The organism is Sphingomonas sp. F9_3S_D5_B_2 (assembly GCF_054263715.1).
Window position 1 is genome coordinate 297,655 of sequence record NZ_JBSZFB010000003.1, and the last position, 21,152, is coordinate 318,806.

Here is a 21,152-nt window from a genome sequence, read left to right on the forward strand (position 1 = left end):
TTGGGTCAGTGCTGCATTTGCAGGTTCATCATCTCCGGCGTGGGGCCCATGTTGGCGGCGAGATGGGCCATGATCCAGATCGTGCCCACCATCACCAGGAAGACGATCAGCACGCCGAACGCGAGCGCGAGGACGTTGTTCGTGTTGTCCGGACCGCTCGTGATGTGAAGGAAGAAGACCAGGTGCACGCCCATCTGGGCAATGGCGAGTACGACTAGGCCGACCGCCACGCCCGGGCCCCAGAGCGACGAAGTCGACGCGACCCAGAATGAAATGCCGGTAAGAATCAGCGCAAAAGCGAGGCCGATCACATAAGCGGCCGTCTCGCTGACGAGGCTGTCGTGCGGCGCGCCCGGCGCGACATCGAGCATCTCCTGGTGTTCGTGCTCACTCATGACAGCGTCCCGATCAGATAGACGATGGTGAAAATGGCCACCCAGACGATGTCCAGCGCGTGCCAGAAGATGCTGAAGCACAGCAGCCGGCGCATGATGTGCTCGCGGTACCCCTTGGCGAACAGCTGGGCCATCATCGTGCCGAGCCACAGAAGCCCGGCGAAGACGTGAAGCCCGTGCGTGCCCACGAGCGTGAAGAAGCTCGACAGGAAAGCGCTGCGCTGCGGCGGCGCCCCCTCGCCGATCATGTGCGTGAATTCGTAGAGTTCGATACACAGGAACACGAAACCCAGCGCACCGGTGACGGCCAGCCAGATCTGCGTCCACGGCATGTTGCCGCGCTTGGCCGCGATCACCGCCAGTCCGCAGGTGAAGCTGGAGAAGAGCAGCGCCATCGTCTCGACGGCCACCAGCGTGCGGTCGAACAGCTGGATCGTCGTCGGACCCCCGTCCGTCGCATGCACGAGCGACGCGTAGGTCGCGAACAGGGCCGAGAAGAGCACCATGTCCGAAAGGACGAACAGCCAGAAGCCGTAAGGAACGACGATGCTCTTCGATTCCGGACCGCGGTTGGCGAGGCCGGTGTCTTCAGACGCGCCGTGGGTGAGGCCGATCGTGGCCGCTTCGTGCCCGCTCATACCGACTGGCTCAAATTCTGGAGGTTCTGCTGGCGGATTCGCCGCCGCTCCCGCGAATTCTTGATCACTTCCTCGACCGGGATGACGTGCTCATGCTCATCCTGCCAGGCGTACCAGACGAACACCGCGAAGGCGCCGATCAGGCCGAGAATGGCGAGCCACCAAATGTACCAGATAATGGCGAAGCCGCAGACCGAGGCGAAGAAAGCGACGATCACGCCGGTCGGCGTGCTGAGGGGCATTTCGATCGGCTGATAGTTGGGCTCGGGGATCAGCGTTGCACGCTCGATCGCAAGCTTCTTCCGGTGCCAGTAAGCCTCTTCTCCGTGGACGTCCGGAAGGACGGCGAAGTTGTAGTGCGGCGGCGGCGACAGGGTCAGCCACTCCAGCGTGCGTCCGTCCCAGGGATCGCCGGTGATGTCGCGACGCTTGTCGCGCGTTCGGATCGACCAATAGAGCTGCACCACCATTAACGCGATGGCGCCCGCGATTAGGAAAGCCCCCAGCAACTCAAGCAGCAAGTACGGCCGCCAGCTGACGTCCGGGATGTGCTGCATCCGCCGCGTGCCGCCGAACAGGCCCAGGACGTAGCTTGGGAAGAAAGCCAGCAGGGAGCCGGCGAACCAACCCCAGAACGACAACTTGCCGAGCCGCTCGTCGAGGGTGAAGCCGAACGCCTTGGGGAACCAGTAATGGTAGCCCGCCAGCAGGGCGAACAGGACGCCGCTGATGATCACGTTGTGGAAGTGAGCGACCAGGAAGAGGCTGTTGTGGACCACGAAGTCGACCGGCGGGATGGCCAGCAGCACGCCGGTCATGCCCCCGATTACGAAGGTCACCATGAACCCGATCAGGTAGTGCATTGCCACGCTGAAGCGCACCCGGCCGCCGTACATCGTGAACAGCCAGTTGAAGATCTTAACGCCGGTAGGAATCGCGATCAGCATGCTGGCGATGCCGAAGATGGCGTTGACGTCGGCGCCGGCTCCCATCGTGAAGAAGTGGTGCAGCCAGACCGTGAACGAGAGGATGCAGATCGCCATCGTGGCGAAGACCATCGACCGGTATCCAAACAGCGGCTTGCCGGAAAACGTCGCGGCGACTTCCGAATAGATGCCGAAGGCGGGCAGGACGAGGATGTAGACCTCCGGATGCCCCCAGACCCAGATCAGGTTCATGTAGAGCATCGAGTTGCCGCCACCGTCATTGGTGAAGAAGTGGAAGCCGAGGTACCGGTCCAGCATCAGCATCGCGAGCGTCGCGGTCAGCACCGGGAAAGCAGCAAGCATCAGGAGGCTCGAGGCGAGGCTGGTCCAGCAGAACACCGGCATGCGCATGTAGCTCATGCCCGGAGCGCGGATCTTGAGGATGGTGGTCACGAAGTTGACCGCAGTCAGCGTCGTCCCGACCCCGGATATCTGCAGCGCGACAAGCCAGTAATCGACTCCGACACCGGGGGAGAATTGCTTTTCGCTCAGCGGCGGGAACCCCAGCCAGCCGGTCCGCGCGAACTCGCCGACAAACAGGCTCAAGTTGATCAGCAGCGCGCCTGAGGCGCTGAGCCAGAAACTGACGTTGTTTAGGGTAGGAAAGGCGACGTCGCGGACGCCGAGTTGCAGCGGCACCACGAAGTTCATGAAGCCGATGATGAACGGCATCGCCACGAAGAAGATCATGATGGTGCCGTGGGCAGAGAAGATCTGATTGTAGTGCTCGGGCGTCAGGTACCCCTGCGACGCGCCGATCGCGACCGCCTGCTGAGAGCGCATCATGATGGCGTCAGCGAACCCGCGCAGGAGCATGACCAGCGCCAGCACGATGTACATGATCCCGATGCGCTTGTGGTCTGTGGAAGTCAGGTACTCGTTCCACAGATAGCCCCACCACCCCTTGATCGTGATCAGCGCAGCGACGCCAGCGACGCCGAGGATGACAACGATCGAGGTGATGAGCGCGATCGGCTCATGGAACGGAATCGCGTCCCAGGTCAGCTTACCGAACACCCAGTTCCAGCTCATCCGACCGACCCCGCAGTCGGAGGGTTGTGGGGCAGTTGCTGCGGAGGCGGTGCCTTGCCGGAAGCGATGGCTGCGAACAGGCCGGGAGCAACATTACTAAAGGTCATCGGCTTCACATAAGAGCTGGGTTTGGCGAGCTGGGCATAGCTGCGGCCGTCCAGCACCTGGCCGGAGCCGCGTGCCTGATTGGCCCAGGCGGCGAACTGTTGCGGAGCGACGGCGCGGACGTTGAATTCCATGCCGGGGAAGCCGTCGCCGCTGAAATGGGCCGAGCGGCCCTCGTAAACGCCCTGGCGGTCCGCCTGAAGGTTCAGGCGCGTCGTCATGTTCGGCATGGTGTAGATCATGCTGCCCATCTGCGGGACGAAGAAGGTGTTCCAAACCGTCGCCGAAGTGAGCTGGAAGTTCACGGGAGTTCCGGCGGGAACGACCAACTGGTTGACCGTCGCAATGCCTTGGTCGGGGTAGATGAACAGCCATTTCCAGTCGAGCGAGACGACCTGAACGTTCATGGGCGGAACCTTGGACTCGAGCGGCTTGCTGGGCTCCAGGTCGTGGCTGCCGATCCAGGCAATGCCGCCAAGCAGGACCACCGTGAGCGCCGGGACCGACCAGATGACGAGCTCGACCGCGCCCGAATACTCCCAGTCGGGGCGGTAAGTCGCCTTGGTATTGCCGCGCCGAAACCACCAGGCGAAGGCGAGGGTCAGCACCATCACCGGCACGATGATGGCCAGCATGATGGCCGTCGAATTGATCAGGATCGTCTTCTCGGCCGCGGCAACCGATCCGACTGGATCCATGATGCCCTTACCCGCGCAGCCGCCCAGCAACAGGGCCGCGCCGGCACCAAGTCCCGTTCCCAGCAGTCGCCGAGTGAACGTCGTCACCTTCCAGACCACTAGCCGGTCCACGAGCCTCTTTCCGAGAAAAATCATGTTAAGGGCGGGAGACGCGTTCGCCGTAAGCAAGTGGCGAACGCACTCCCATTACGTATGTTTACTCGAGTCTTCGAACGTCCGATCGGCCTATGGTGACCCCAACGGGAATCGAACCCGTGTTTTCGCCGTGAAAGGGCGACGTCCTAGACCGCTAGACGATGGGGCCTGCGAAGGCGGCTGCCGGTTAGGCGAGCGGCCCAGCAGGGTCAAGCAAACGCCGCATCCTCAAGATGCATCTCGGCAGCATTGCCGCCGTTCCACTCGTCGCGCTTGATCGTCCCCGCGAGCCACCAGCGGCGGTCGGGAGCGGAGGACAAGAGGGCCTGCCCGAGGTCGCTGTCGGCGCTTCGGAAAGCGATCCACTTGAAGCTGCGGCCGTCGTCCCCGCAAGCGATGCCACGGACATGGCCATTGCCGACAATCGACGTCTTGATCAGCCGCGCCGGACCGGCGGCGATCCTGGGGCTCGGCCAGCCGGCGCCATAGGGCCCGCCAGCATCCAGGGCGTCACACAGTGCGCCCGCGACTCCGCCCGGCGCCAGCAGCGCATCGAGCAACAACGCGCGGTCGCCGCGCGACTTCTCAACGTCCGCAGCAAGGCGCTCGTTGATGAACTCGCGGAAGGGTTCGAGACCGCCGGCAGGCAGAGTGAGCCCCGCGGCCATTGCATGACCGCCGCCCGCGACGAGCAGTCCGCTGTCCTTGGCGGCAAGCACGGCGGCGCCGAGATCGACTCCGGAAATGGAGCGGCCGGACCCCTTGCCGGTACCGTCGTCGCATTCGGCGATGACGATCGCCGGGCGTCCGAACCGCTCCTTGATGCGGCCGGCGACGATGCCGATCACGCCTTGGTGCCAGCCCCTGCTCATGACTGTGATCACAGGTGAGCCATCGAGCTTCGCGGCCTGCTCCTCGGCCTGCTCGCACACCAACATCTCGATGGCGCGGCGTTCTTCGTTGAGGCGGTCGAGTTCGGTCGCGATTGTGCGCGCTTCCTCCGGATCGCTGCAGGTCAGAAGGCGGACGCCGAGGTTTGACTTGCCGACGCGGCCGCCTGCGTTGATCCGAGGCCCAAGCGCAAAGCCGAGATCGCGGCAGGACGGCGCCTTCACCAGCCGCGCAGCCTCGGCGAGGGCAACGAGCCCGACGTTCTGCCGCGCTGCCATTACCTTGAGGCCTTGCGTCACGAAGGCCCGGTTGAGGGTACGAAGGCCGGCAACGTCGGCCACGGTCCCGAGCGCGACGAGATCGAGGAGGTCGATGATCTTGGGCTCGCTGCTCTCGCTGAAGAAGCCGCGGCCGCGAAGCTCGCGAAGCAGCGCCACGCCAAGCAGGAACGCCATTCCAACCGCGGCGAGATGTCCGTGCGCGGCACCGTCATCGCTCTCGTCGAGGCGATTCGGATTTATGAGCGCGTGCGCGACGGGAAGCAGGCTCGCGCATTGATGATGGTCGACGACGATCACCTCCAGGGCAGCGGTCTGCGCTTCCTCAAGCGCTTCGAAGGCTTGTGCGCCGCAGTCGACGCACACGGCAACGCTCGCTCCACGGCTCTTGAGCTCGACCAGTGCTTTGCCGCTCGGCCCATAGCCTTCCATCAGGCGGTCCGGGATGTAGACGATGGGCTCGGCGCCGACCCTGCGAAGCAGCAGGACGAGCAAAGCGGCGCTGGTCGCCCCGTCGACGTCATAGTCGCCGAAGATGGCGATCGTCTCGCCGCCCTGAACTGCGTCGGCAAGCCGCCGGGCACCCCTGTCCATGTCCTTGAAACAGGACGGGTCGGGCAGGAAGTCGCGGATGCGCGGATCACGGTGCCGGCCGAGATCGTCGCGCGCCACGCCACGCGCCAGCAGTAGCTCGTCCAGCAGTGCGTCCATGCCGGTTGCAGGCTCGTTCGAACGGCGCCAGCGCCACGGCTGCCCCGTCACGGATCGTTCTATGTCGAGGGCGCCGGTCACCCTGCCAAGGTAAGAGTCGGGGATTCAGCAGTCCAGAGGCGCGGCCGGTGAGAGCGCGGCAATCTGTGGATAGCGTGCGGGCTCGCGTCAGGCCTGACCAAGGTCGCGGAGCAGATCCAGGAACCAGGGGCTCGCCGCGTCGAACGCCTTGCCGCCGCCGATACGCTCGAACTCGACCGCGCGCAGCTCGTCGCCGCGCTCCTCGTCCTCGCCGACCACGCCCGACTCACCCCGTAGCGCAGCGTCGACCGCATAGGTGGTACATTGCCGGATCAGATCGAGATCGGCTTCGTTCGGGGCCGCGGAACGGGAGAAATATCCACTCTTTTGAACGAGCACCTTGTCGGCGCCGAGCTCCGCGGCGAACTGCTTTGCGAACCACTGGCCGGGGTTGATCTTGTCGAGCTGCACGTGGCCGAACGGGTCGCGCGGAACCTCTTCCCCCGCCTGCTCCATTGCGGTCACGATCTCGCTGACGCCCGCACCTTCGGAGATGAAGAGGTTGACCCCGTCCTGCTCGTCCATGACCGTCCGGAGGCGCTTGGCCTCGTCGGCAACATTGAACGGGCGCTCCGGAACGAACACCCCGTGGACGTCCCAGCGGTCAGCGGAGTTCTCGAGCCACTCGGCGAACTGGGCATTCCTTACCCATCGATGGTGGGCCAGCGCCGTGGCGGCCGTGAGCCAGCCGCAGTTGCGGCCCATCACTTCGTGGACGACGAGCATCCGCGGGTTGGACGAATGCTCGGCAATGATGTTGCGAGCGTACAAGGCGCCCTGTTCTGCGGCGGTCCACGCGCCGAGCGACTGCTTGATGGGCACGACGTCGTTGTCGATAGTTTTGGGCAACCCGACGACCGTAAGCTGGTAACCGTTGCCGCGCAGGTAAGCGGCAAGGTCGGCGGCAGTGCCGTTGGTGTCGTCGCCGCCGATCGTGTGCAGGACGTCGACGCCGTCCCGGCTCAGCTGCTCGGCAGCCACGTGCAGCGGGTCCTGGCCCTGCTTCACAAGGCCGCGCTTCTCGCAATCCTTGACGTTGGTGAGCTTGACCCGGCTGTTGCCGATCGGGCTGCCGCCGAAGGCGTGCAGCCGACCAGCGGCAGCACGGACGGCGTCAGTGACCTCGACGCTGTCGCCGGTTAGCAGGCCGGCGTAGCCGTTGCGGTAGGCAATGATGCGTACGTCCGGCGCCACTTCCGTGTAGCGCTCGATAAGGCCGCCGACGGCGGAAGAAAGGCACGGCGCGAGACCGCCTGCGGTAAGCATGGCAACGGTAGTGACTGGCATGGGGAGCCGATAGTCGCGCCGTGAGCCCTCGTCCACGGTGCGCCGATCTGCTCTGTCGTCGAGCCTAGGACTTGGCGTGCGGCTTCGCGGTTTTCGGCGGCGCCGGGAATTTGTCCGAAGCGGCTTTCACCTTCTCCATCATGCCAGGCATAAGCTTCATCATCTCGGGCATGGACGATGCCATCGAGCGCATCATGTCCGGGTCCACCCACATCTGGATATATTGGGCCGCGAGCGCGCGGCCGCTCGGTGTTACGAAGAAGGCATTGATGTCGGCAAGCTGGCGCTCGTCGAATCGCCGCGCCATGGAGCGGGCGAGGCCATCGCGGACACGCGGGTCGATGATCGCGGAGATCTTGCCCGCTTCCTCCATCGCCACCTGCTTGATGGCGGCGGTGCGCTGATCGAAATAGGGGTCCCTGGCGGCCGCTGCGTCGTGCAGCGAAACGTCCCGGGCGCTTGCGTCTTTCTTGCTGCCGGCGCGCATCGGCAAGTCCGATGGCTTCATCGCCATCACCCGGTCGAAGACGCTGCTCATCAGGCCCGTCATCAGCTTGCCGTATGCACCGTCCGGCCACAGCGCGACGGATGATGTTCGAGCCAGCGCCAGACGCGCCGGATCCGGATCGGGCTGCGGCGGGAACAGCTTGTCGAACATGGCGAGCATGGCAGCGAAATCGGGCGGCGACTGCTTGGCGGCTGCCTTTGGCGCGACATGGCGAGACGCAGGCTTGGTCGACGCCGTCGCCGGCGAAGTGCAGAGCGCGATAAGACTCGCGCCGATGATGATTGAGCGCATGGTAATCCCCCTGCCAGGAGATTGAGCCGACGCCGCGCGCCTGTCCAGTCAGCCCTTATCGTCGACTTGATGCTGCAGCAGCTCGGACCGGACTCGCACGGCCCGCGAACCGACCCGCGTCTCGACGAGGAATACGGAAAAGGCGACGCCGATCGCAATCATCGAGCCGATGAAGAGGAGTGCGATCGCCGTTCCGAAATGGACCCGGGTCAGGCTGGCCGCGAACAGCAGCGAGACAACGAGGCAGATAAGGACTGCTGAAAGCACCGCAAGGGTGATCGCCCAGGAGACCAGCGCCATGCGGCGATCGAGGATGTGCATCTCGCCAAGCCAGCGTTCGTGCTCGATACCGCGACTGTCGAGCAGCAGCGGTTCGACCTGCCTCGATCGGTCGACGATCCGCGACAGCCGGGCCGCGCACACGTTGAGGAAAGCACCAATGCCGCTCAGCAAGAACACCGGCGCAACCGCCTGGCGCACGATGTCGCCCACGATGGTCGCGGAAAGGTCGGTAACGGGTACCATCTGCAGCACGGTGTTCCTATGCCTCAGGGGCGGGCAGGAGTTCCAGTCGCCGGGCGGTTAGGCGCGCGCGGCGTTGTCGTCTTCACAACTGGCGACGTCGAGCATCAGCAGGCCATTCACGACGAAGCTTGCGGCCAGGATCCACGCGAAGCTTGCGATGAGTGGCCGGGTAGGTCCGAAGATGCTGACGACGATCGTCGCGATGGAGAGGCCGGTGATCAGAAGCGCGGCCAGGCACAGGTCCATGCCAGCCGAGAGCCCAGTCCAGGTCCGCACCGAACCGCGCGCCTGCGTGCTTGCGGCCCCAAGGATCAGGCTGCGCAGGAGGAGCCAGCCGATAATCGGCCACACCGTCGGAAAAAAGTGCGTGTCGGGGTTGAGCACGAACAGCAGCCCGGCAAGGGCCGTGACGGCACCCGCGGCCATGGCATAGGCCCGAACCTCGCGCCGGAGGGAGCCGGCGACGACCTCGACCAGTCCGGCGGCAATCAGCAAGCCGCCGATAACATCCGAGGAAATCCGCTTGCCTGCCGGGAGCAGTGCAGCGCCGGCGCTGAGAAGAATGACGAGAATCCCCGCAACGCGCATTCCCCGCGCGCGGATTCGCGTCCGATCGCTGCTTTGGGCGTCTGTCGTCACGGTGCCGGTCCGATCCCTTCCGCTAAGCGGCGAACCCTGAGCGCGAAGATAGGTTCCGGCGGGGCGATCCGCTACGCAGCGCTGAGCAGCTTCTTGACGCCGCGTGCGGCCTGGCGAAGGCGTTGCTCATTCTCGACCAGGGCGATGCGGACGAAGCCTTCGCCTTCCTCGCCGAAGCCAACTCCGGGCGCGACCGCGACATGGGCCTCGGTGAGCAGCATCTTGGCAAACGCGATCGAGCCGAGATTGTGAAAGCGCTCCGGGATCGGCGCCCAGGCGAACATCGACGCCTCGGGCACTGGAATCGTCCAGCCGGCGCGGCCGAAGCTCTCGACAAGCACGTCGCGGCGCTTCCGGTACAGGTTGCGGTTCTGCTCGATAATGTCCTGAGGCCCGTTCAGTGCTGCGACGGCGGCGGCCTGCACCGGGGTGAACGCTCCATAGTCGAGATACGACTTCACCCGCGCCAGCGCCGCGATCAACCGCGCGTTGCCCACCGCGAACCCCACGCGCCAACCGGCCATCGAATAGGTCTTGGACATGGACGTGAACTCGACCGCCACCTCCTTGGCGCCCTCCACCTGCAGGATCGATGGCGTCGGCGTCTCGCCGAAGTAGATCTCCGCATAGGCTAGGTCGGAGATCACGATCAGCTCATGTTCGCGGGCGAAGCCGACCAGGCGCGTATAGAAGTCGACGTCGGCGACATAAGCCGTAGGGTTGGACGGATAGCCGACCACCAGCACCTTGGGGCGAGGGACGGTGTAGCGCATCGCCGTCTCGAGGCGGCGAAAGAAGTCTTCGCCCGGCGCCGCAGGAATCGAGCGGATGGCCGCGCCCGCGATGATGAACCCGAAGGTGTGGATCGGGTAGGACGGGTTGGGAGCAAGCACGACATCACCAGGCGCAGTGATCGCCTGCGCCAGGTTCGCCAGCCCCTCCTTCGAACCCAGGGTGACAATCACTTCCGTGTCCGGATCGACCGTGACCCCGAACCGGCGCTGGTAATATGCGGCTTGCGCCTTGCGGAGTCCGGGAATCCCGCGGCTAGCCGAGTAGCGGTGGGCGTTCGGCTTGTCGGCAACCTCGCATAGCTTGTCGATCACGTGCTTCGGCGGAGCACCGTCCGGGTTGCCCATGCCGAGATCGACGATGTCCTCCCCGCGGGCGCGCGCCGCTGCCTTCATCGCGTTCACTTCGGCGAAGACGTACGGCGGCAGGCGCTGAATGCGGTAGAAATCCGAGTCCATCGCGAGAGTCATGGTCGCGATGCTGCGGTGCATCAATCCCTGTAGGCGGGCAGCGACCAGCCGCGATGGATGGCGAGACCGCGAAGGCCGAATGCAGCCATCGCCCCAATGGTTGCTGCGATCGGTCCAGCAACTCCCGAGAGGGTCAGGCCGACGAATAGCCCGGCCGCGAGTGCTGCGGCGGTCACGTACAGTTCGGGACGCATGAGGATGGACGGCTCGCCGGCAAGCACATCGCGGATGATTCCGCCGACGCACGCGGTGAGTACGCCCATCGCGAAAGCCGGCACGGGCGCTACTCCGTAGTCCAGCGCCTTGGCAGAGCCGTAGGTTGCGTAGGAGGCGAGTCCTGCTGCGTCGAACCATAGCAGCGCCTTGCCTGCGAAGCGCCGGCGGCTGAGCAGCCACACGACCAGAGCGGCACCGATGCAAATCAGAAGAGTCGCATTCGTGTGCACCCAGAACACGGGAGCGCCGATCAGCAGGTCGCGCAGGGTGCCGCCGCCCACGCCCGTCACGACCGCGAAGAAGATAAAGGTGACCAGCGTCTGCCGCTTCTCTGCGGCGAGGAGCGCCCCGGAAATCGCGAATACGCCGATTCCGAAATAGTCGAGCAGGACGAGCGCGGATGGAATTTGCGGGGACACCTGCATGACGCCTACATTAGCCCCATGGCGGACGAGACTGAAACGGGCAGCGCGATCCCGAGCTTGCAGGACTGGCAGCATTGGACGCTGGTCATGGGGCGTGCGCAGCAGATGCTGATGGAATTCTGGGCGAATGGCCTGAAGAAGGACCAGCCGTTGCCCAACTTCGCGCTTGGCTGGTCGCCGCCCGCCTTCGGCTTCGGTGAACAATCGGCCGCACCGATGGCAGACCCAGCCAGCATGATGGCGGCCGGGGCGCAGGCCTGGGCGAAGGGTCTCGAGACCTGGGGCAAGGTGCTCGGCGGTGCTGCGGCGCCTTCCGCCGACGGAGCTGCCGACCGCAAGGACCGCCGCTTCGCTGCTCCGGAATGGCGCGAGAACCCGATCTTCGACACGATCCGCAAGACCTACCTTCAGATCTCCGACCAGCTGCTCGGGACGGTGGACGAGGTCGACAATCTCGATCCCGCGATGCGCGAGCGGCTGCGCTTTGCGACCCGCAGTTTCGTCGATGCGATGAGTCCGTCGAACTTTGCCGTGACGAATCCGCAGGTACTGAAACGGACTCTGGAGAGCCGGGGCGAGAATCTGCTCAAGGGCCTGTCCAACATGCTCCGCGACATTGCGGCGGGCCAGCTGACGCAGACGCAATCGGGCGCGTTCGAGGTCGGCCGCAACCTAGCGACCACGCCGGGCAAGGTCGTCCGCCGAACGCCGCTCTACGAGCTGATCCAGTACACGCCGACGACTCCCGACGTGCTGAAGACGCCGCTCGTCATCTTCCCGCCGTGGATCAACCGCTTCTACATCCTCGATCTCACGCCCGAGAAAAGCTTCGTGAAGTGGTGCGTGGACCAGGGGATCACCCTCTTCATGGTGAGCTGGAAGTCGGCGGACGAGAGCCTCGCCCATGTGTCGATCGACGACTATGTCCTCGACGGCCAGATCGACGCGATCGATGCCGTGCGCGAGCTGCTGGACGTGGAGGCGGTCCATGCGATCGGCTATTGCGTGGCGGGCACCACGCTCGCCGCGACCCTGGCTCTGCTGGAGACGAGAGGCGAGGCGGCCAAAGTCAAGTCGGCGACCTTCTTCACCGCCCAGGTCGATTTCGCGGAAGCCGGCGACCTCAAGCTGTTCACCGGCCCTGAGACCATGGCGCTGCTCGAGGAGCTGACCAAGGAGAAGGGGTTTCTGGACGGGCGCTACATGGCCGCGACGTTCAACCTTCTGCGCGGCCGCGACCTCATCTGGAACTATGTGGTCAACAACTACCTGCTGGGCGAGGAGCCGCCGCCGTTCGACCTGCTCCACTGGAACAGCGACACGACGAACCTGCCCGCCGGCTGGCACCGCCACTATCTCGAGACGCTCTACAAGGGGAACAAGCTGGCCGAACAGGGCGGCATCAGCGTCGCCGGCACCGCGATCGACATCGGCTCGGTGAAGACGCCGACCTACGTCCAGGCCGGCCGGGAAGACCACATCGCGCCCCCGCAGAGCGTCTGGAAGATCATGGACCATTTCGCCGGGCCCAAGCGGTTCGTGCTTGCGGGCTCCGGCCATATCGCCGGCGTGGTCAATCCGCCGGCCGCGCAGAAGTACCAGTATTGGGTCAACGAGACGCCGTGCGGGACGCTCGAATCCTTCATCGAGGGAGCCGAGGAGCGCAAGGGCTCCTGGTGGCCGGACTGGCTGGCGTGGCTGAAGGAGCAGGGCCCGGCAACGGTGAAGGCGAGTGGCGCGCGCGTGCCGGGCAAGGGCAAAGTGAAAGCGCTTGGCGACGCGCCGGGGACTTACGTCAAGGAGCGGTGAGCGTCCCCAATGTCTGCTTTGGGTGGAAAGTGGACACAAGCCGAGTAATGTGAGCGCATGGGACTGAAGGTCTACCTCCCGATTGCGGTTTTGATTTTTGCCGCCGCGACGGCTGGTGCTGACGTTATCGCCAGGACCTCACTTGCGGGGCAGCCGTTTGCCGCGGCGTTGCACGAGCATCTCTATTGGGCCCGCGTGGAGCTGGTTGGCACCGTTCTTTTGTTCTCACCATTTCTCGCCGTGGCGGGCGTATGTGGTCTGGTGGAAAGGCGAGCGCGGTCTCGAACTGTCCTGCTCATCTTCGCGATCTCGATGGTTGCACTGCTGTGTTTCTATTTCCAAGGCTATCAGGCGGCGGAACGTGCCGAGCTGGACCACATGTGGACAGCGGCAACGCTGTCGGTCGGGCTGCTACCTGTTGCCGGCCTTTCGGTCGTTCTTGCTGTTGTTGTAGCCGCATGGCTCGCCACCGAGTTCGACCCTCGAGTATCCGAGTAGCCTCCAACTCAATGGCGGCAGGTTTGCGTGGAAAGCGGACGTTACCTCCGACTTGAGATCACACTCGCGTTGAAGGTGGCACCAAAGACCGCGTCCAACAGCATTCGGCCCCAAGCAAGATACACGAACGCTTGGATGACGACACCGAGTAGATCGCGCTGGGCGATACCAGCCGCTACTCCGACGAGGACGAGCAAAAGCCCGCTACCGAGCAAGCCCCAGCGGACCAGAAGCCATCCGCGTATCCACGGCTGAAGACGTCTTGGAATGACGTCTGCGTCACGAGCATCGCTTGGCATGAAACCCACCAGACGGAGCCTAATGAAGGCGAGGATGCCCCACGCAACGACCGCTATGGCCAAGGGGATCAGTCCATAGCTGACGACCGCGCCGAGCGACGGACGAAACAGGCCGACGATCAAAAGGATGATTGCAGCCGCTCCAACTGCGACGCTTCCGCAGACGACTTTGATCGTCCGTTCAGGAACTGCCGCGACGGTGGCTTTTAGGGCAGCATTCATTACTGCAACCTACGGACTAAGGTAATGTCCGCAATTGGTCGAAAGCGGACATTAGCGACCGAACGCCAACCATCACTGGTTCAGCACTTCTCGTACTTCCAATGGCGCTTCTTGCCTTCGGAGAGCCATCCGATGGCGGTGGCGATGCGCTTGTCGCGGGTTGAGTCCTGCTTCGCTTCGGCGATCCACTCCAGATAATCGCGCCGGGCCGAGGGCGCGAACCCGTCGAGCGTCGCCTTCGCCTGCGGCGCCTTGTCGAGGGCGGCCGCGAAGGCAGGGTGCATTTCGGGTGCAGCCTTGGGCGCATGCTTCGCCTTGCGGGGAGCCGGGGCTCCGGCGGCGAGAGTCGCCGCCTCACGGATGAGCTGGTCGAGCTCTGCGTCCGGCGGCAGGTCGTCGATGGACTTAAGCTTGCCGAACTGGCCCATGGCGCCGACCGTCGAATGGCTCGATTCCAGTTCCTGACCGCGCCAGAAGTTCAGCGCCGCGTGCGCTTTGAAGGCGGCGGTGATGAGGACGAGCTTACCGCCAACGGTGTAGGCCGGCATGCGCCACTTCACTGTCTCCTCGGCATTGGGGAGCACGGCATGCACCCGCTCCCGCACTCGCGTCAGTATATCCTGAGCAAACGGCGCCGCGGCCGCGATATAGGCGTCGACTGTGGGATCGCGGGTCACAGGATGCCGCCGCCGAGCATCAGCCGCAGCACGGCGACGACGATCACGAACAGGTTGAGGTTGCGTCCGGAAGTGCCGCGCGAGATCGTGCCGATGCCGGCGCCAAAAATGGCGAGCAGGAGCACCAGCCATTCGCCAATGCCGAGGAGCGGGAGGAAGGCGACGACCGCCAGGACGAGTGCGACGAAGCCGATGATCAGGGAAACGACGTTGAACATGATCCCTGCATAACAGCAGTGAACGCTTCGCGCTCCCCCGTTCACAATCCAGAGAGGAGTGCAGCGCTACCCTGCCATTGAACGCTCATGCTGAACGCCGCGTTGGTTGAAAGGGACGGCGAGCCCTGCCACTTGGACCGAAATCTCGAAAGGTTGTTTATGGCTGGACTGGCCAGGTTCGCGCGGATTTCTGCCCTGCTCATGCTCGGGGCGGCCGTAGCTGCATGCGAGACCAAGCAGACGCCGCCATCGGGCGCTATTCCCCGGGTCACCGTGGAAGCGCCGAGCAAGTCGTCGGTGTGGCGCCAGGTCGCCACGGCTGCCGACCGCGACCGGCTAAACCGGCTGGGCCTGGCATGGCAGTCGGCGCTCGCGGACGCCCGCAAGGATTCGGCCGGCGAGATCGAGAAAGAAGGGGCGTTACTGAAGCCCCGGGGCGCCCTGCCGCGGCCAGCGCCGACACCCGGCAGTTATAATTGCCGGCTGATCAAGCTCGGCAAGGCGACGGCGAAGAGCAAGCCGTACGAGAGCTTCAAGCCCTTCTTCTGCTACGTGGAAGTGGAAGACGAGCTGCTCACCATCGTCAAGCAGACCGGCAGCCAGCGCCCGGCCGGGCGCCTGTGGGAAGACGATGACCAGAGCCGCCTGGTGTTCCTCGGCAGCCTCGCGTTGGGTGACGAGCAGCAGCCGGTTGCTTACGGCGACGATCCGAAGCGTGACATGGCGGGTGTGCTCGAGCGCGTTGGCCCGTTCCGCTGGCGGCTCGTCATTCCGTGGCCGCAGAGCACCTCGAAGCTCGACGTGTTCGAGCTGACTCCGGTCGCCAACCAGCCCGAGTGAGCGAAGGCGCGGGGCTGCTCGCCGATCCGGCGGAAGTGCGCGCCATCCTCGTCGCGTCGGCCCGGGCAGGAGAGCCGATTACCTATTCGGAGCTGCTCGCGCTCCTTGGGCACCAGTTCACCCGTCCGAAAATGCGCGCGGTGTGCAAGGTGCTGGCCTTCGTGGATGATCAAGCCGAGGAGAACGGCGAGCCGGAGCTTGCCGTCCTGGTGGTTCGCCAGTCCGATGGCTTGCCGGGCCAGGGCTGGTGGATCGGGGGAGCGCCCAAGCACGGCTACACCGGGTTGTGGGAGGGGCCCGCCGCCGCGAAGCTCATTCGCAAGCTCCAGAAGCGAGCGTTCGAGTTTTGGGCGGGACGCGAGGCCTAGCTTTCGCTAATCGGCGCCGCGTGACCGACATTCGAAGCTTCAGCGTTGACGATGAGGACGACGGCATCCGCCTGGACCGCTGGTTTAAGCGGCACTTGCCTGACGTCACGTTCAACATGGTGTCGCGCTGGGCGCGAACCGGTCAGTTGAGGGTGGCGGGCAAGCGGGCCGCGCCTGGTGACCGGCTCGAAGCCGGGCAGGAGATCCGCATCCCTCCCGCGCCCCCGCCGCAAGCTCGACCTGCGCGGCCGCAGCCGAAGCGCGAGGCACTCACCGACGAAGAGACGCAGCTCGTCCGCGACATGGTCATCTTCGAGGATGCGAACGCATTCGTCCTCAACAAGCCACCTGGCCTCGCGACCCAAGGAGGCACCAAGACGACTCAGCACCTCGATCGTCTGCTCGACGGCCTCGCCGATGAGGGTGGCCGTCCCAAGCTGGTCCACCGCCTCGACAAGGACACGTCCGGAGCCCTGCTGGTTGCCAAGAGCGCGCGCTCGGCGAACCATTTCGCAAAGGCATTTTCCGGCCGGACGGCGCGGAAGATCTACTGGGCTCTCGTGGTCGGCAATCCGTCTGGTGACCAGGGCGAGATCGACGCGCCGCTTGCCAAGCAGCCCGGCACTGGCGGCGAGAAAATGCATATCAGCGAGGAGCACGGGCTTCCCGCCAAGACTCGCTGGCGCGTGATCGACAATGCCGGGAACCGCGCCGCCTGGGTCGAGCTGCAGCCGCTGACCGGGAGAACGCACCAGCTTCGCGCACACATGGCCTCGCTGGGCCACCCGATTGTCGGCGACGCCAAGTACGGCGGTCCCGAGGCGTTCCTTACCGGCGGCGTCAGCCGCAAGCTCCACCTTCACGCGCGGCGCATCCGCATCGACGCGCCGACCGGCGGCAAGATCGACGTAACGGCTGAACTGCCCGCGCACTTTGCCGAGAGCTTGACGATGCTCAGTTTCGATCGCGCGACCGGCGACCTGCCGCCACCTCCGCCACCCCCGCAGTTGGCGCCGCGAACGGCCAAGCCGGCAAATCGCCGTGGCGAGCGCCGGTCGCGCGGAGGCTCCGACAAGGGCAAGCGGCGGTGAACCGGCTCGCCGTGTTCGATTGCGACGGCACGCTCGTCGACAGCGGAGCGACCATCTATGCGGCGCTGTCGGAGAGCCTCGGCGCCAGCGGGATTGCAGTGCCGCAGCCGGAAATCTCGCGGCGGGTCATCGGGCTTAGTCTCGTCGAAGCCATTGCGCAGCTGACTCCGGAGCTTGGCGACGGCGATCACCGCCGGCTGGCCGAGGACTACAAGCGTGTGTTCATGGCGATGCGGGTCGCTGGGCGTGTCGAGGAGCCGCTGTTCGAGGGGGTGCTCGAGCTGCTCGACGCTCTCGAAGCGAAAGGTTGGCTGCTCGCGGTTGCTACCGGAAAGTCGGACCGGGGCTTGCGCCATTGTCTTGAACAGCACGGCATCCACGCCCGCTTCATTTCCCTCCAGACCGCCGACCGGCACCCGTCCAAGCCGCACCCGTCGATGGTCGAGCAGGCGATCGCCGACGCCCGGTCACGCCCGGAAACGACGATCGTCGTCGGCGACACCAGCTTCGACATGGCGATGGCCGCGGCGGCGGGTGCTCGCGGGATCGGCGCGGCCTGGGGCTATCACGAAGCGGAGGAGCTGCTAGCGGCGGGCGCTGCAGCGATTGCCGAGCGGCCGCTCGACGTGCTCGATCTCGTGCGGAGCGGTGTCGATGCCTGACGAAGCGACCTGGAAGCGCCGCTTCGCGCTGTACACTGCCGCGCGGTTCGGCGGGCTCGGCATCTTCCTGCTCGGAGTCGCGATCGCCTACTCGGACATGCTTCGACCCGGCGGCTGGCCGCAAGTCGGCGCGATCATCGCAATCTTCGGCGTCATCGACGCGCTGTTCGCTCCGCGCCTGCTGAAGCGCGCCTGGGAGCGGGAGGATGCGGGCTCGCAATGAAACGCTTCTGGAAAGAGGTTGTCGTCGAGCACGGTGGGGACGGCTGGAGCGTGCGCCTCGACGGCCGCCCGGTGCGCACGCCAGCTCGGGCTTCGCTGTCCGTACCGACCGAACAGCTCGCCCGTGGCATCGCGGACGAATGGGCTGGCGTAGAGGAAAAGATGGAGCCGGGGGCGATGCCGTTGACGGGGCTTGCCAATGCGGCGATCGACCGCGTGCAGCCGGACCGGCAGGCCTTCGCCTCAAGCCTCGCGGGCTATGGCGAGGCCGATCTGACCTGCTATCGCGCGGAGGCACCGCGAGCGTTGGCCGAGCGTCAGGCGGAAGTCTGGGACCCGCTGCTCGCCTGGGCGCGCCGGCGCTACGACGTCGACTTCTGCACGACGGCGGGGATCGTGCACGTCCCGCAGCCGACTGCGACCGTAAACCGGCTCGCCCATACCGTTGCCGCTCTAGATCCGTTCCAGCTTGCCGGATTGTCGCCGCTGGTGACGATTGGCGGCTCGTTGATCGCTGGTCTGGCCGTGCTTGAGAAGGCGGTATCGGTCGCGCAAGCCTGGGAGGCGGTGAGCGTCGACGAGCGCTGGCAGCTCGATCAGTGGGGCGCTGATGCGGAAGCGGAAGTGGCGCTCGAAAATCGCCATCGCGATTTCATCGCGGCCGCGCACTTTCTGGAGCTGCTCGACGCCTAGTGCTGAGGGCCGACGAGGTCTCGCACGAATTCCACCAGGTCCGTCTGCCGCACACGCTTGGACCGTTCCGCCATCACGATCGCCTGAACGCGGGCCAGGCATGCGTCCATGTCGCGATTGACGAGAATATACTCATACTCGGCCCAGTGATCGATCTCGTCGGCAGCGCGCCGCATGCGGTGCTCGATCACGTCGTTCGAATCCGTGCCGCGCTTGCGAAGGCGCGTCTCGAGTTCGGCCATCGAGGGCGGCAGCAGGAAGATGGTCACGAGGTGCTCGCCGAAGTCCGGCTCGAGCTGCCGTGCGCCCTGCCAGTCGATGTCGAACAGAATGTCGTGCCCCTTGCGAAGCGCGGCCTTCACCGGCGCCTTTGGGGTTCCGTAACGGTAGCCGAACACGCGCGCCCATTCGACGAACTCGCCCGCGGCAATCATCCGGTCGAACTCGGCATCGCCGACGAAATAATAGTCCACGCCGTCCGACTCGCCGGGCCGTCGGGGCCGCGTCGTCGCGGACACGGACATGGTCACGTCGTCGTCTGCCTCCAGAAGCATCCGCGAGATCGTCGACTTGCCGGCGCCCGATGGTGACGAAAGGACGATCAGCAGGCCGCGTCGGCGGCGGGCTGGATGGTCGGGCGCGGCGTCCATGCCCGCTCTTGCTTCCGGCGAACCGTGCGCGTCAAGCGGCGGCTTGCCGCAGTGCACAAATCAGGGCTTGAAATGCTGCGTCGCAGCGCTTATTGTGCACTGCAACACGGAATCACATCAACGAACGAGGTTATTTACGATGGCTGAGGAAACCAAGGTCCAGGCTCAGGCCGCTGCCCAAGCGCCGGCGGACGTTGCCAAGGCGGTCGCTGATACTGCCGAAGCAGTCGCCAAGGAAAGCGCCAAGGCAACTCGCCGTGAGCGCGCAACTGTCGCTCGCCGCGCCAAGCGCCGCGAAGCTGCCGCAGCGCCGAAGGCGACGCGCCGCACAACCAAGACACAGCGCACGGCCAAGCCGCGCCGCAACACTCGCAAGGCCGCCCGCACTGCCGCGGCGGCTCCGGAAAGGATTGAAAACGTGACGAACACCTTCTTCAAGGGCTTCGAAGCCCTGCAGGGCGCAGCGCCGTTCCAGAACCTGTTTGCTGACGCCAATGGCCGCACGCAGGACGCTGTGAAGCGCAGCCAGCGCGTCGCCGAAGAGCTCGCCGAGCTCAGCCGCGCCAATGTCGAAGCGCTCGTCGAGTCGACCCGCGTCGCCACTGAGGGCGCCCGCTCGATCGGCCAGAACGTGGTTGCAAGCAGCCGCGACGGTGTCGAGCAGACCGCCGATGCGATCCGTTCGCTCGCCGAAGCCAAGTCGCCGACCGAATATCTGCAGCTGCAGAGCGACTTCGCCCGCGCTTCCTTCGACCGTCTGGTCGCCGAGAGCTCGAAGCTGACCGAGTCGTTCGTGAAGCTCGCCGGCGAGGCCTTCCAGCCGCTTTCGAACCGCGCGAGCGCCAACGCCGAGCGTTTCAACACTTTCGTTGCCTGACCCTCTCCCCTCCTAAAGTCTGGCAACGGCTCCAGGCGGTCGCTCTCAAGGGAGCGGCCGCCTCTTTTTTTACAGGCATGACAAGTGCTGCCTTGCCGCACTTTGCCTGCGTGCCATATTTCAGGACGACATGAGTATCCGCGAACTGACCAGCACGGCGAATGGCCCCGACAAGGGGGATGGTCTCGACGAGGGCGAGACCGGCGTCGCCACGCGCACCCGCGCCAAGACCAAGAAGCCGTCGAACTACAAGGTGCTGATGCTCAACGACGACTACACTCCGATGGAGTTCGTCGTCCTTGTCCTGCAGCAGTTCTTCTCGATGAGCATCGAGGACGCGACGCGAGTCATGCTCCAGGTGCACCAGCAGGGCGTCGCGGTTTGCGGCGTCTTCACCTACGAGGTTGCGGAGACGAAGGTCACGCAGGTGATCGACTTCGCCCGCGAGAACCAGCACCCGCTCCAGTGCACGCTCGAAAAGGCCTGACCGGCCCGGATCAGGTTCGCCCGACGAACATGAATGCCGCCGCACCGGCTAGGCAGGCAAACGCACCCAGTCAACGCCAGCCGACCGGCTCCTTGAGCACCACTGCGGCAAAGACGGCGAAGACGATCAGCGTGATCACTTCCTGTGTGATCTTGAGCTGCCCGCCAGTGAAGCCGTGCACGTAGCCCAAGCGGTTGGCCGGCACGGCAAAGCAATATTCCACCAAAGCGATGCCCCAGCCCATGAAGATCGCTGTGATCATCGGCAGGTGCGGGAACTTCAGGTGCCCGTACCAGGCGAGCGTCATGAAGATGTTCGAGACGATGAGGAGCAGGATGGTAGGCATCGGCGCGCACTACTCGCGCCCGCGCGTCCATTCCAGCATGCGCCGCAGTCGCTCGGCTGCTTGAACGGCAGGCGAGTCCCGCTAAAGCGC

Annotated in this window: 26 protein-coding genes and 1 tRNA gene; 10 read left to right on the forward strand and 17 right to left on the reverse strand. The window is 65.1% G+C overall.

Annotation, left to right across the window (positions count from 1 at the left end; translation table 11 throughout):
- Positions 1-5: 5 nt before the first annotated feature.
- The 12 genes from cyoD to ACUXST_RS10185 all read right to left on the reverse strand — a co-directional run bounded on the left by cyoD (position 6) and on the right by ACUXST_RS10185 (position 11,103).
- Positions 6-395 carry a cytochrome o ubiquinol oxidase subunit IV gene (gene cyoD, locus ACUXST_RS10130; protein WP_458389853.1) on the reverse strand — a complete coding sequence of 130 codons (390 nt, stop codon included), beginning with the start codon at positions 393-395 and terminating at the stop codon, positions 6-8.
- Entirely contained in the window at positions 392-1,033 is a 642-nt protein-coding gene (cyoC, locus tag ACUXST_RS10135) for a cytochrome o ubiquinol oxidase subunit III (RefSeq protein WP_458389854.1), read from the reverse strand. The genes cyoD and cyoC overlap by 4 nt, the downstream gene beginning before the upstream one ends.
- Positions 1,030-3,051: a cytochrome o ubiquinol oxidase subunit I gene (cyoB, locus tag ACUXST_RS10140; protein WP_458389855.1), complete on the reverse strand. Its 2,022-nt coding sequence runs from the start codon at positions 3,049-3,051 to the stop codon at positions 1,030-1,032. The genes cyoC and cyoB overlap by 4 nt, the downstream gene beginning before the upstream one ends.
- Positions 3,048-3,989, reverse strand: a complete 942-nt coding sequence (cyoA, locus tag ACUXST_RS10145; RefSeq protein WP_458389856.1) for a ubiquinol oxidase subunit II — start codon at positions 3,987-3,989, stop codon at positions 3,048-3,050. Before cyoA ends, cyoB begins: the two co-directional genes overlap by 4 nt.
- A gap of 93 nt (positions 3,990-4,082) precedes the next feature.
- Positions 4,083-4,158, reverse strand: a tRNA-Glu gene (locus tag ACUXST_RS10150).
- 40 nt (positions 4,159-4,198) lie between these two features.
- Complete coding sequence (gene recJ, locus ACUXST_RS10155) at positions 4,199-5,950, reverse strand: single-stranded-DNA-specific exonuclease RecJ (RefSeq protein WP_458389857.1); 1,752 nt, start codon at positions 5,948-5,950, stop codon at positions 4,199-4,201.
- 87 nt (positions 5,951-6,037) lie between these two features.
- Positions 6,038-7,237: a pyrophosphate--fructose-6-phosphate 1-phosphotransferase gene (locus tag ACUXST_RS10160; RefSeq protein WP_458389858.1), complete on the reverse strand. Its 1,200-nt coding sequence runs from the start codon at positions 7,235-7,237 to the stop codon at positions 6,038-6,040.
- A 64-nt stretch (positions 7,238-7,301) separates the two neighbouring features.
- Complete coding sequence (locus tag ACUXST_RS10165) at positions 7,302-8,036, reverse strand: hypothetical protein (RefSeq protein ID WP_458389859.1); 735 nt, start codon at positions 8,034-8,036, stop codon at positions 7,302-7,304.
- 48 nt (positions 8,037-8,084) lie between these two features.
- Positions 8,085-8,561, reverse strand: coding sequence for a DUF2721 domain-containing protein (locus tag ACUXST_RS10170; protein ID WP_458390046.1), 477 nt, complete (start codon positions 8,559-8,561; stop codon positions 8,085-8,087).
- Positions 8,562-8,618: 57 nt separating this feature from the next.
- Positions 8,619-9,200: a hypothetical protein gene (locus ACUXST_RS10175; RefSeq protein WP_458389860.1), complete on the reverse strand. Its 582-nt coding sequence runs from the start codon at positions 9,198-9,200 to the stop codon at positions 8,619-8,621.
- A gap of 71 nt (positions 9,201-9,271) precedes the next feature.
- Entirely contained in the window at positions 9,272-10,450 is a 1,179-nt protein-coding gene (locus ACUXST_RS10180) for an LL-diaminopimelate aminotransferase (RefSeq protein WP_458390047.1), read from the reverse strand.
- Between the two features lie 32 nt (positions 10,451-10,482).
- Complete coding sequence (locus tag ACUXST_RS10185) at positions 10,483-11,103, reverse strand: trimeric intracellular cation channel family protein (RefSeq protein WP_458389861.1); 621 nt, start codon at positions 11,101-11,103, stop codon at positions 10,483-10,485.
- Positions 11,104-11,121: 18 nt separating this feature from the next.
- On the opposite strand from ACUXST_RS10185, the gene ACUXST_RS10190 reads away from it, so the two are divergent.
- On the forward strand, positions 11,122-12,912 hold the full coding sequence (locus tag ACUXST_RS10190) for a PHA/PHB synthase family protein (protein WP_458389862.1): 1,791 nt from the start codon (positions 11,122-11,124) through the stop codon (positions 12,910-12,912).
- A gap of 57 nt (positions 12,913-12,969) precedes the next feature.
- Positions 12,970-13,410, forward strand: a complete 441-nt coding sequence (locus tag ACUXST_RS10195) for a hypothetical protein (RefSeq protein ID WP_458389863.1) — start codon at positions 12,970-12,972, stop codon at positions 13,408-13,410.
- Between the two features lie 41 nt (positions 13,411-13,451).
- Here the strand turns inward: ACUXST_RS10195 and ACUXST_RS10200 are convergent, their stop codons facing one another.
- From ACUXST_RS10200 to ACUXST_RS10210, 3 genes are all read right to left on the reverse strand, one after another.
- Complete coding sequence (locus ACUXST_RS10200; RefSeq protein ID WP_458389864.1) at positions 13,452-13,931, reverse strand: hypothetical protein; 480 nt, start codon at positions 13,929-13,931, stop codon at positions 13,452-13,454.
- Between the two features lie 80 nt (positions 13,932-14,011).
- Complete coding sequence (locus ACUXST_RS10205; protein WP_458389865.1) at positions 14,012-14,608, reverse strand: YdeI/OmpD-associated family protein; 597 nt, start codon at positions 14,606-14,608, stop codon at positions 14,012-14,014.
- Complete coding sequence (locus ACUXST_RS10210; protein WP_458389866.1) at positions 14,605-14,826, reverse strand: hypothetical protein; 222 nt, start codon at positions 14,824-14,826, stop codon at positions 14,605-14,607. Before ACUXST_RS10210 ends, ACUXST_RS10205 begins: the two co-directional genes overlap by 4 nt.
- Positions 14,827-14,913: 87 nt before the next feature.
- Here ACUXST_RS10210 and ACUXST_RS10215 point away from each other — a divergent pair, with 87 nt between their 5' ends.
- Genes ACUXST_RS10215 through ACUXST_RS10240 form a run of 6 tightly spaced genes read left to right on the forward strand, consistent with a single transcriptional unit; the run spans position 14,914 to position 18,702 of the window.
- A complete protein-coding gene (locus tag ACUXST_RS10215; RefSeq protein ID WP_458389867.1) occupies positions 14,914-15,666 on the forward strand; it encodes a DUF4893 domain-containing protein in 753 nt (250 codons plus the stop codon).
- Positions 15,663-16,034, forward strand: coding sequence for a ribose-phosphate pyrophosphokinase (locus ACUXST_RS10220; protein ID WP_458389868.1), 372 nt, complete (start codon positions 15,663-15,665; stop codon positions 16,032-16,034). Before ACUXST_RS10215 ends, ACUXST_RS10220 begins: the two co-directional genes overlap by 4 nt.
- A 20-nt stretch (positions 16,035-16,054) precedes the next feature.
- The gene (locus ACUXST_RS10225; RefSeq protein WP_458389869.1) at positions 16,055-17,125 is read left to right on the forward strand and encodes an RluA family pseudouridine synthase; all 1,071 of its coding nucleotides are present in this window, start codon (positions 16,055-16,057) and stop codon (positions 17,123-17,125) included.
- The gene (locus ACUXST_RS10230) at positions 17,122-17,787 is read left to right on the forward strand and encodes an HAD-IA family hydrolase (protein ID WP_458389870.1); all 666 of its coding nucleotides are present in this window, start codon (positions 17,122-17,124) and stop codon (positions 17,785-17,787) included. The genes ACUXST_RS10225 and ACUXST_RS10230 overlap by 4 nt, the downstream gene beginning before the upstream one ends.
- Positions 17,780-18,010 (forward strand): hypothetical protein, encoded by a 231-nt coding sequence (locus ACUXST_RS10235; RefSeq protein ID WP_458389871.1) that lies wholly within the window; start codon positions 17,780-17,782, stop codon positions 18,008-18,010. Before ACUXST_RS10230 ends, ACUXST_RS10235 begins: the two co-directional genes overlap by 8 nt.
- Positions 18,007-18,702, forward strand: a complete 696-nt coding sequence (locus ACUXST_RS10240; protein ID WP_458389872.1) for an ATP12 family chaperone protein — start codon at positions 18,007-18,009, stop codon at positions 18,700-18,702. The genes ACUXST_RS10235 and ACUXST_RS10240 overlap by 4 nt, the downstream gene beginning before the upstream one ends.
- Here the strand turns inward: ACUXST_RS10240 and gmk are convergent.
- Positions 18,699-19,352, reverse strand: a complete 654-nt coding sequence (gene gmk, locus ACUXST_RS10245; protein WP_458389873.1) for a guanylate kinase — start codon at positions 19,350-19,352, stop codon at positions 18,699-18,701. The two genes, ACUXST_RS10240 and gmk, sit on opposite strands and share 4 nt — an antisense overlap.
- Before the next feature lie 139 nt (positions 19,353-19,491).
- Here gmk and ACUXST_RS10250 point away from each other — a divergent pair, with 139 nt between their 5' ends.
- Positions 19,492-20,229: a phasin family protein gene (locus tag ACUXST_RS10250; RefSeq protein WP_458389874.1), complete on the forward strand. Its 738-nt coding sequence runs from the start codon at positions 19,492-19,494 to the stop codon at positions 20,227-20,229.
- Positions 20,230-20,359: 130 nt separating this feature from the next.
- Positions 20,360-20,716, forward strand: a complete 357-nt coding sequence (gene clpS / locus ACUXST_RS10255; protein ID WP_458389875.1) for an ATP-dependent Clp protease adapter ClpS — start codon at positions 20,360-20,362, stop codon at positions 20,714-20,716.
- A gap of 70 nt (positions 20,717-20,786) precedes the next feature.
- Here clpS and ACUXST_RS10260 read toward each other — a convergent pair whose 3' ends face one another.
- A complete protein-coding gene (locus ACUXST_RS10260; RefSeq protein WP_458389876.1) occupies positions 20,787-21,062 on the reverse strand; it encodes a DMT family protein in 276 nt (91 codons plus the stop codon).
- Positions 21,063-21,152 lie beyond the last annotated feature (90 nt).

What these genes read in the sequence shown, in the direction of transcription:
- cyoD (WP_458389853.1), bottom strand. Translation starts at nt 395, where the DNA reads ATGAGTGAGCACGAACACCAGGAGATGCTCGATGTCGCGCCGGGCGCG.
- cyoC (WP_458389854.1), bottom strand. Translation starts at nt 1,033, where the DNA reads ATGAGCGGGCACGAAGCGGCCACGATCGGCCTCACCCACGGCGCGTCT.
- cyoB (WP_458389855.1), bottom strand. Translation starts at nt 3,051, where the DNA reads ATGAGCTGGAACTGGGTGTTCGGTAAGCTGACCTGGGACGCGATTCCG.
- cyoA (WP_458389856.1), bottom strand. Translation starts at nt 3,989, where the DNA reads ATGATTTTTCTCGGAAAGAGGCTCGTGGACCGGCTAGTGGTCTGGAAG.
- ACUXST_RS10160 (WP_458389858.1), bottom strand. Translation starts at nt 7,237, where the DNA reads ATGCCAGTCACTACCGTTGCCATGCTTACCGCAGGCGGTCTCGCGCCG.
- ACUXST_RS10165 (WP_458389859.1), bottom strand. Translation starts at nt 8,036, where the DNA reads ATGCGCTCAATCATCATCGGCGCGAGTCTTATCGCGCTCTGCACTTCG.
- ACUXST_RS10170 (WP_458390046.1), bottom strand. Translation starts at nt 8,561, where the DNA reads ATGGTACCCGTTACCGACCTTTCCGCGACCATCGTGGGCGACATCGTG.
- ACUXST_RS10180 (WP_458390047.1), bottom strand. Translation starts at nt 10,450, where the DNA reads ATGGACTCGGATTTCTACCGCATTCAGCGCCTGCCGCCGTACGTCTTC.
- ACUXST_RS10185 (WP_458389861.1), bottom strand. Translation starts at nt 11,103, where the DNA reads ATGCAGGTGTCCCCGCAAATTCCATCCGCGCTCGTCCTGCTCGACTAT.
- ACUXST_RS10190 (WP_458389862.1), top strand. Translation starts at nt 11,122, where the DNA reads ATGGCGGACGAGACTGAAACGGGCAGCGCGATCCCGAGCTTGCAGGAC.
- ACUXST_RS10195 (WP_458389863.1), top strand. Translation starts at nt 12,970, where the DNA reads ATGGGACTGAAGGTCTACCTCCCGATTGCGGTTTTGATTTTTGCCGCC.
- ACUXST_RS10200 (WP_458389864.1), bottom strand. Translation starts at nt 13,931, where the DNA reads ATGAATGCTGCCCTAAAAGCCACCGTCGCGGCAGTTCCTGAACGGACG.
- ACUXST_RS10210 (WP_458389866.1), bottom strand. Translation starts at nt 14,826, where the DNA reads ATGTTCAACGTCGTTTCCCTGATCATCGGCTTCGTCGCACTCGTCCTG.
- ACUXST_RS10215 (WP_458389867.1), top strand. Translation starts at nt 14,914, where the DNA reads ATGCTGAACGCCGCGTTGGTTGAAAGGGACGGCGAGCCCTGCCACTTG.
- ACUXST_RS10235 (WP_458389871.1), top strand. Translation starts at nt 17,780, where the DNA reads ATGCCTGACGAAGCGACCTGGAAGCGCCGCTTCGCGCTGTACACTGCC.
- ACUXST_RS10240 (WP_458389872.1), top strand. Translation starts at nt 18,007, where the DNA reads ATGAAACGCTTCTGGAAAGAGGTTGTCGTCGAGCACGGTGGGGACGGC.
- gmk (WP_458389873.1), bottom strand. Translation starts at nt 19,352, where the DNA reads ATGGACGCCGCGCCCGACCATCCAGCCCGCCGCCGACGCGGCCTGCTG.
- ACUXST_RS10250 (WP_458389874.1), top strand. Translation starts at nt 19,492, where the DNA reads ATGGCTGAGGAAACCAAGGTCCAGGCTCAGGCCGCTGCCCAAGCGCCG.
- clpS (WP_458389875.1), top strand. Translation starts at nt 20,360, where the DNA reads ATGAGTATCCGCGAACTGACCAGCACGGCGAATGGCCCCGACAAGGGG.
- ACUXST_RS10260 (WP_458389876.1), bottom strand. Translation starts at nt 21,062, where the DNA reads ATGCCTACCATCCTGCTCCTCATCGTCTCGAACATCTTCATGACGCTC.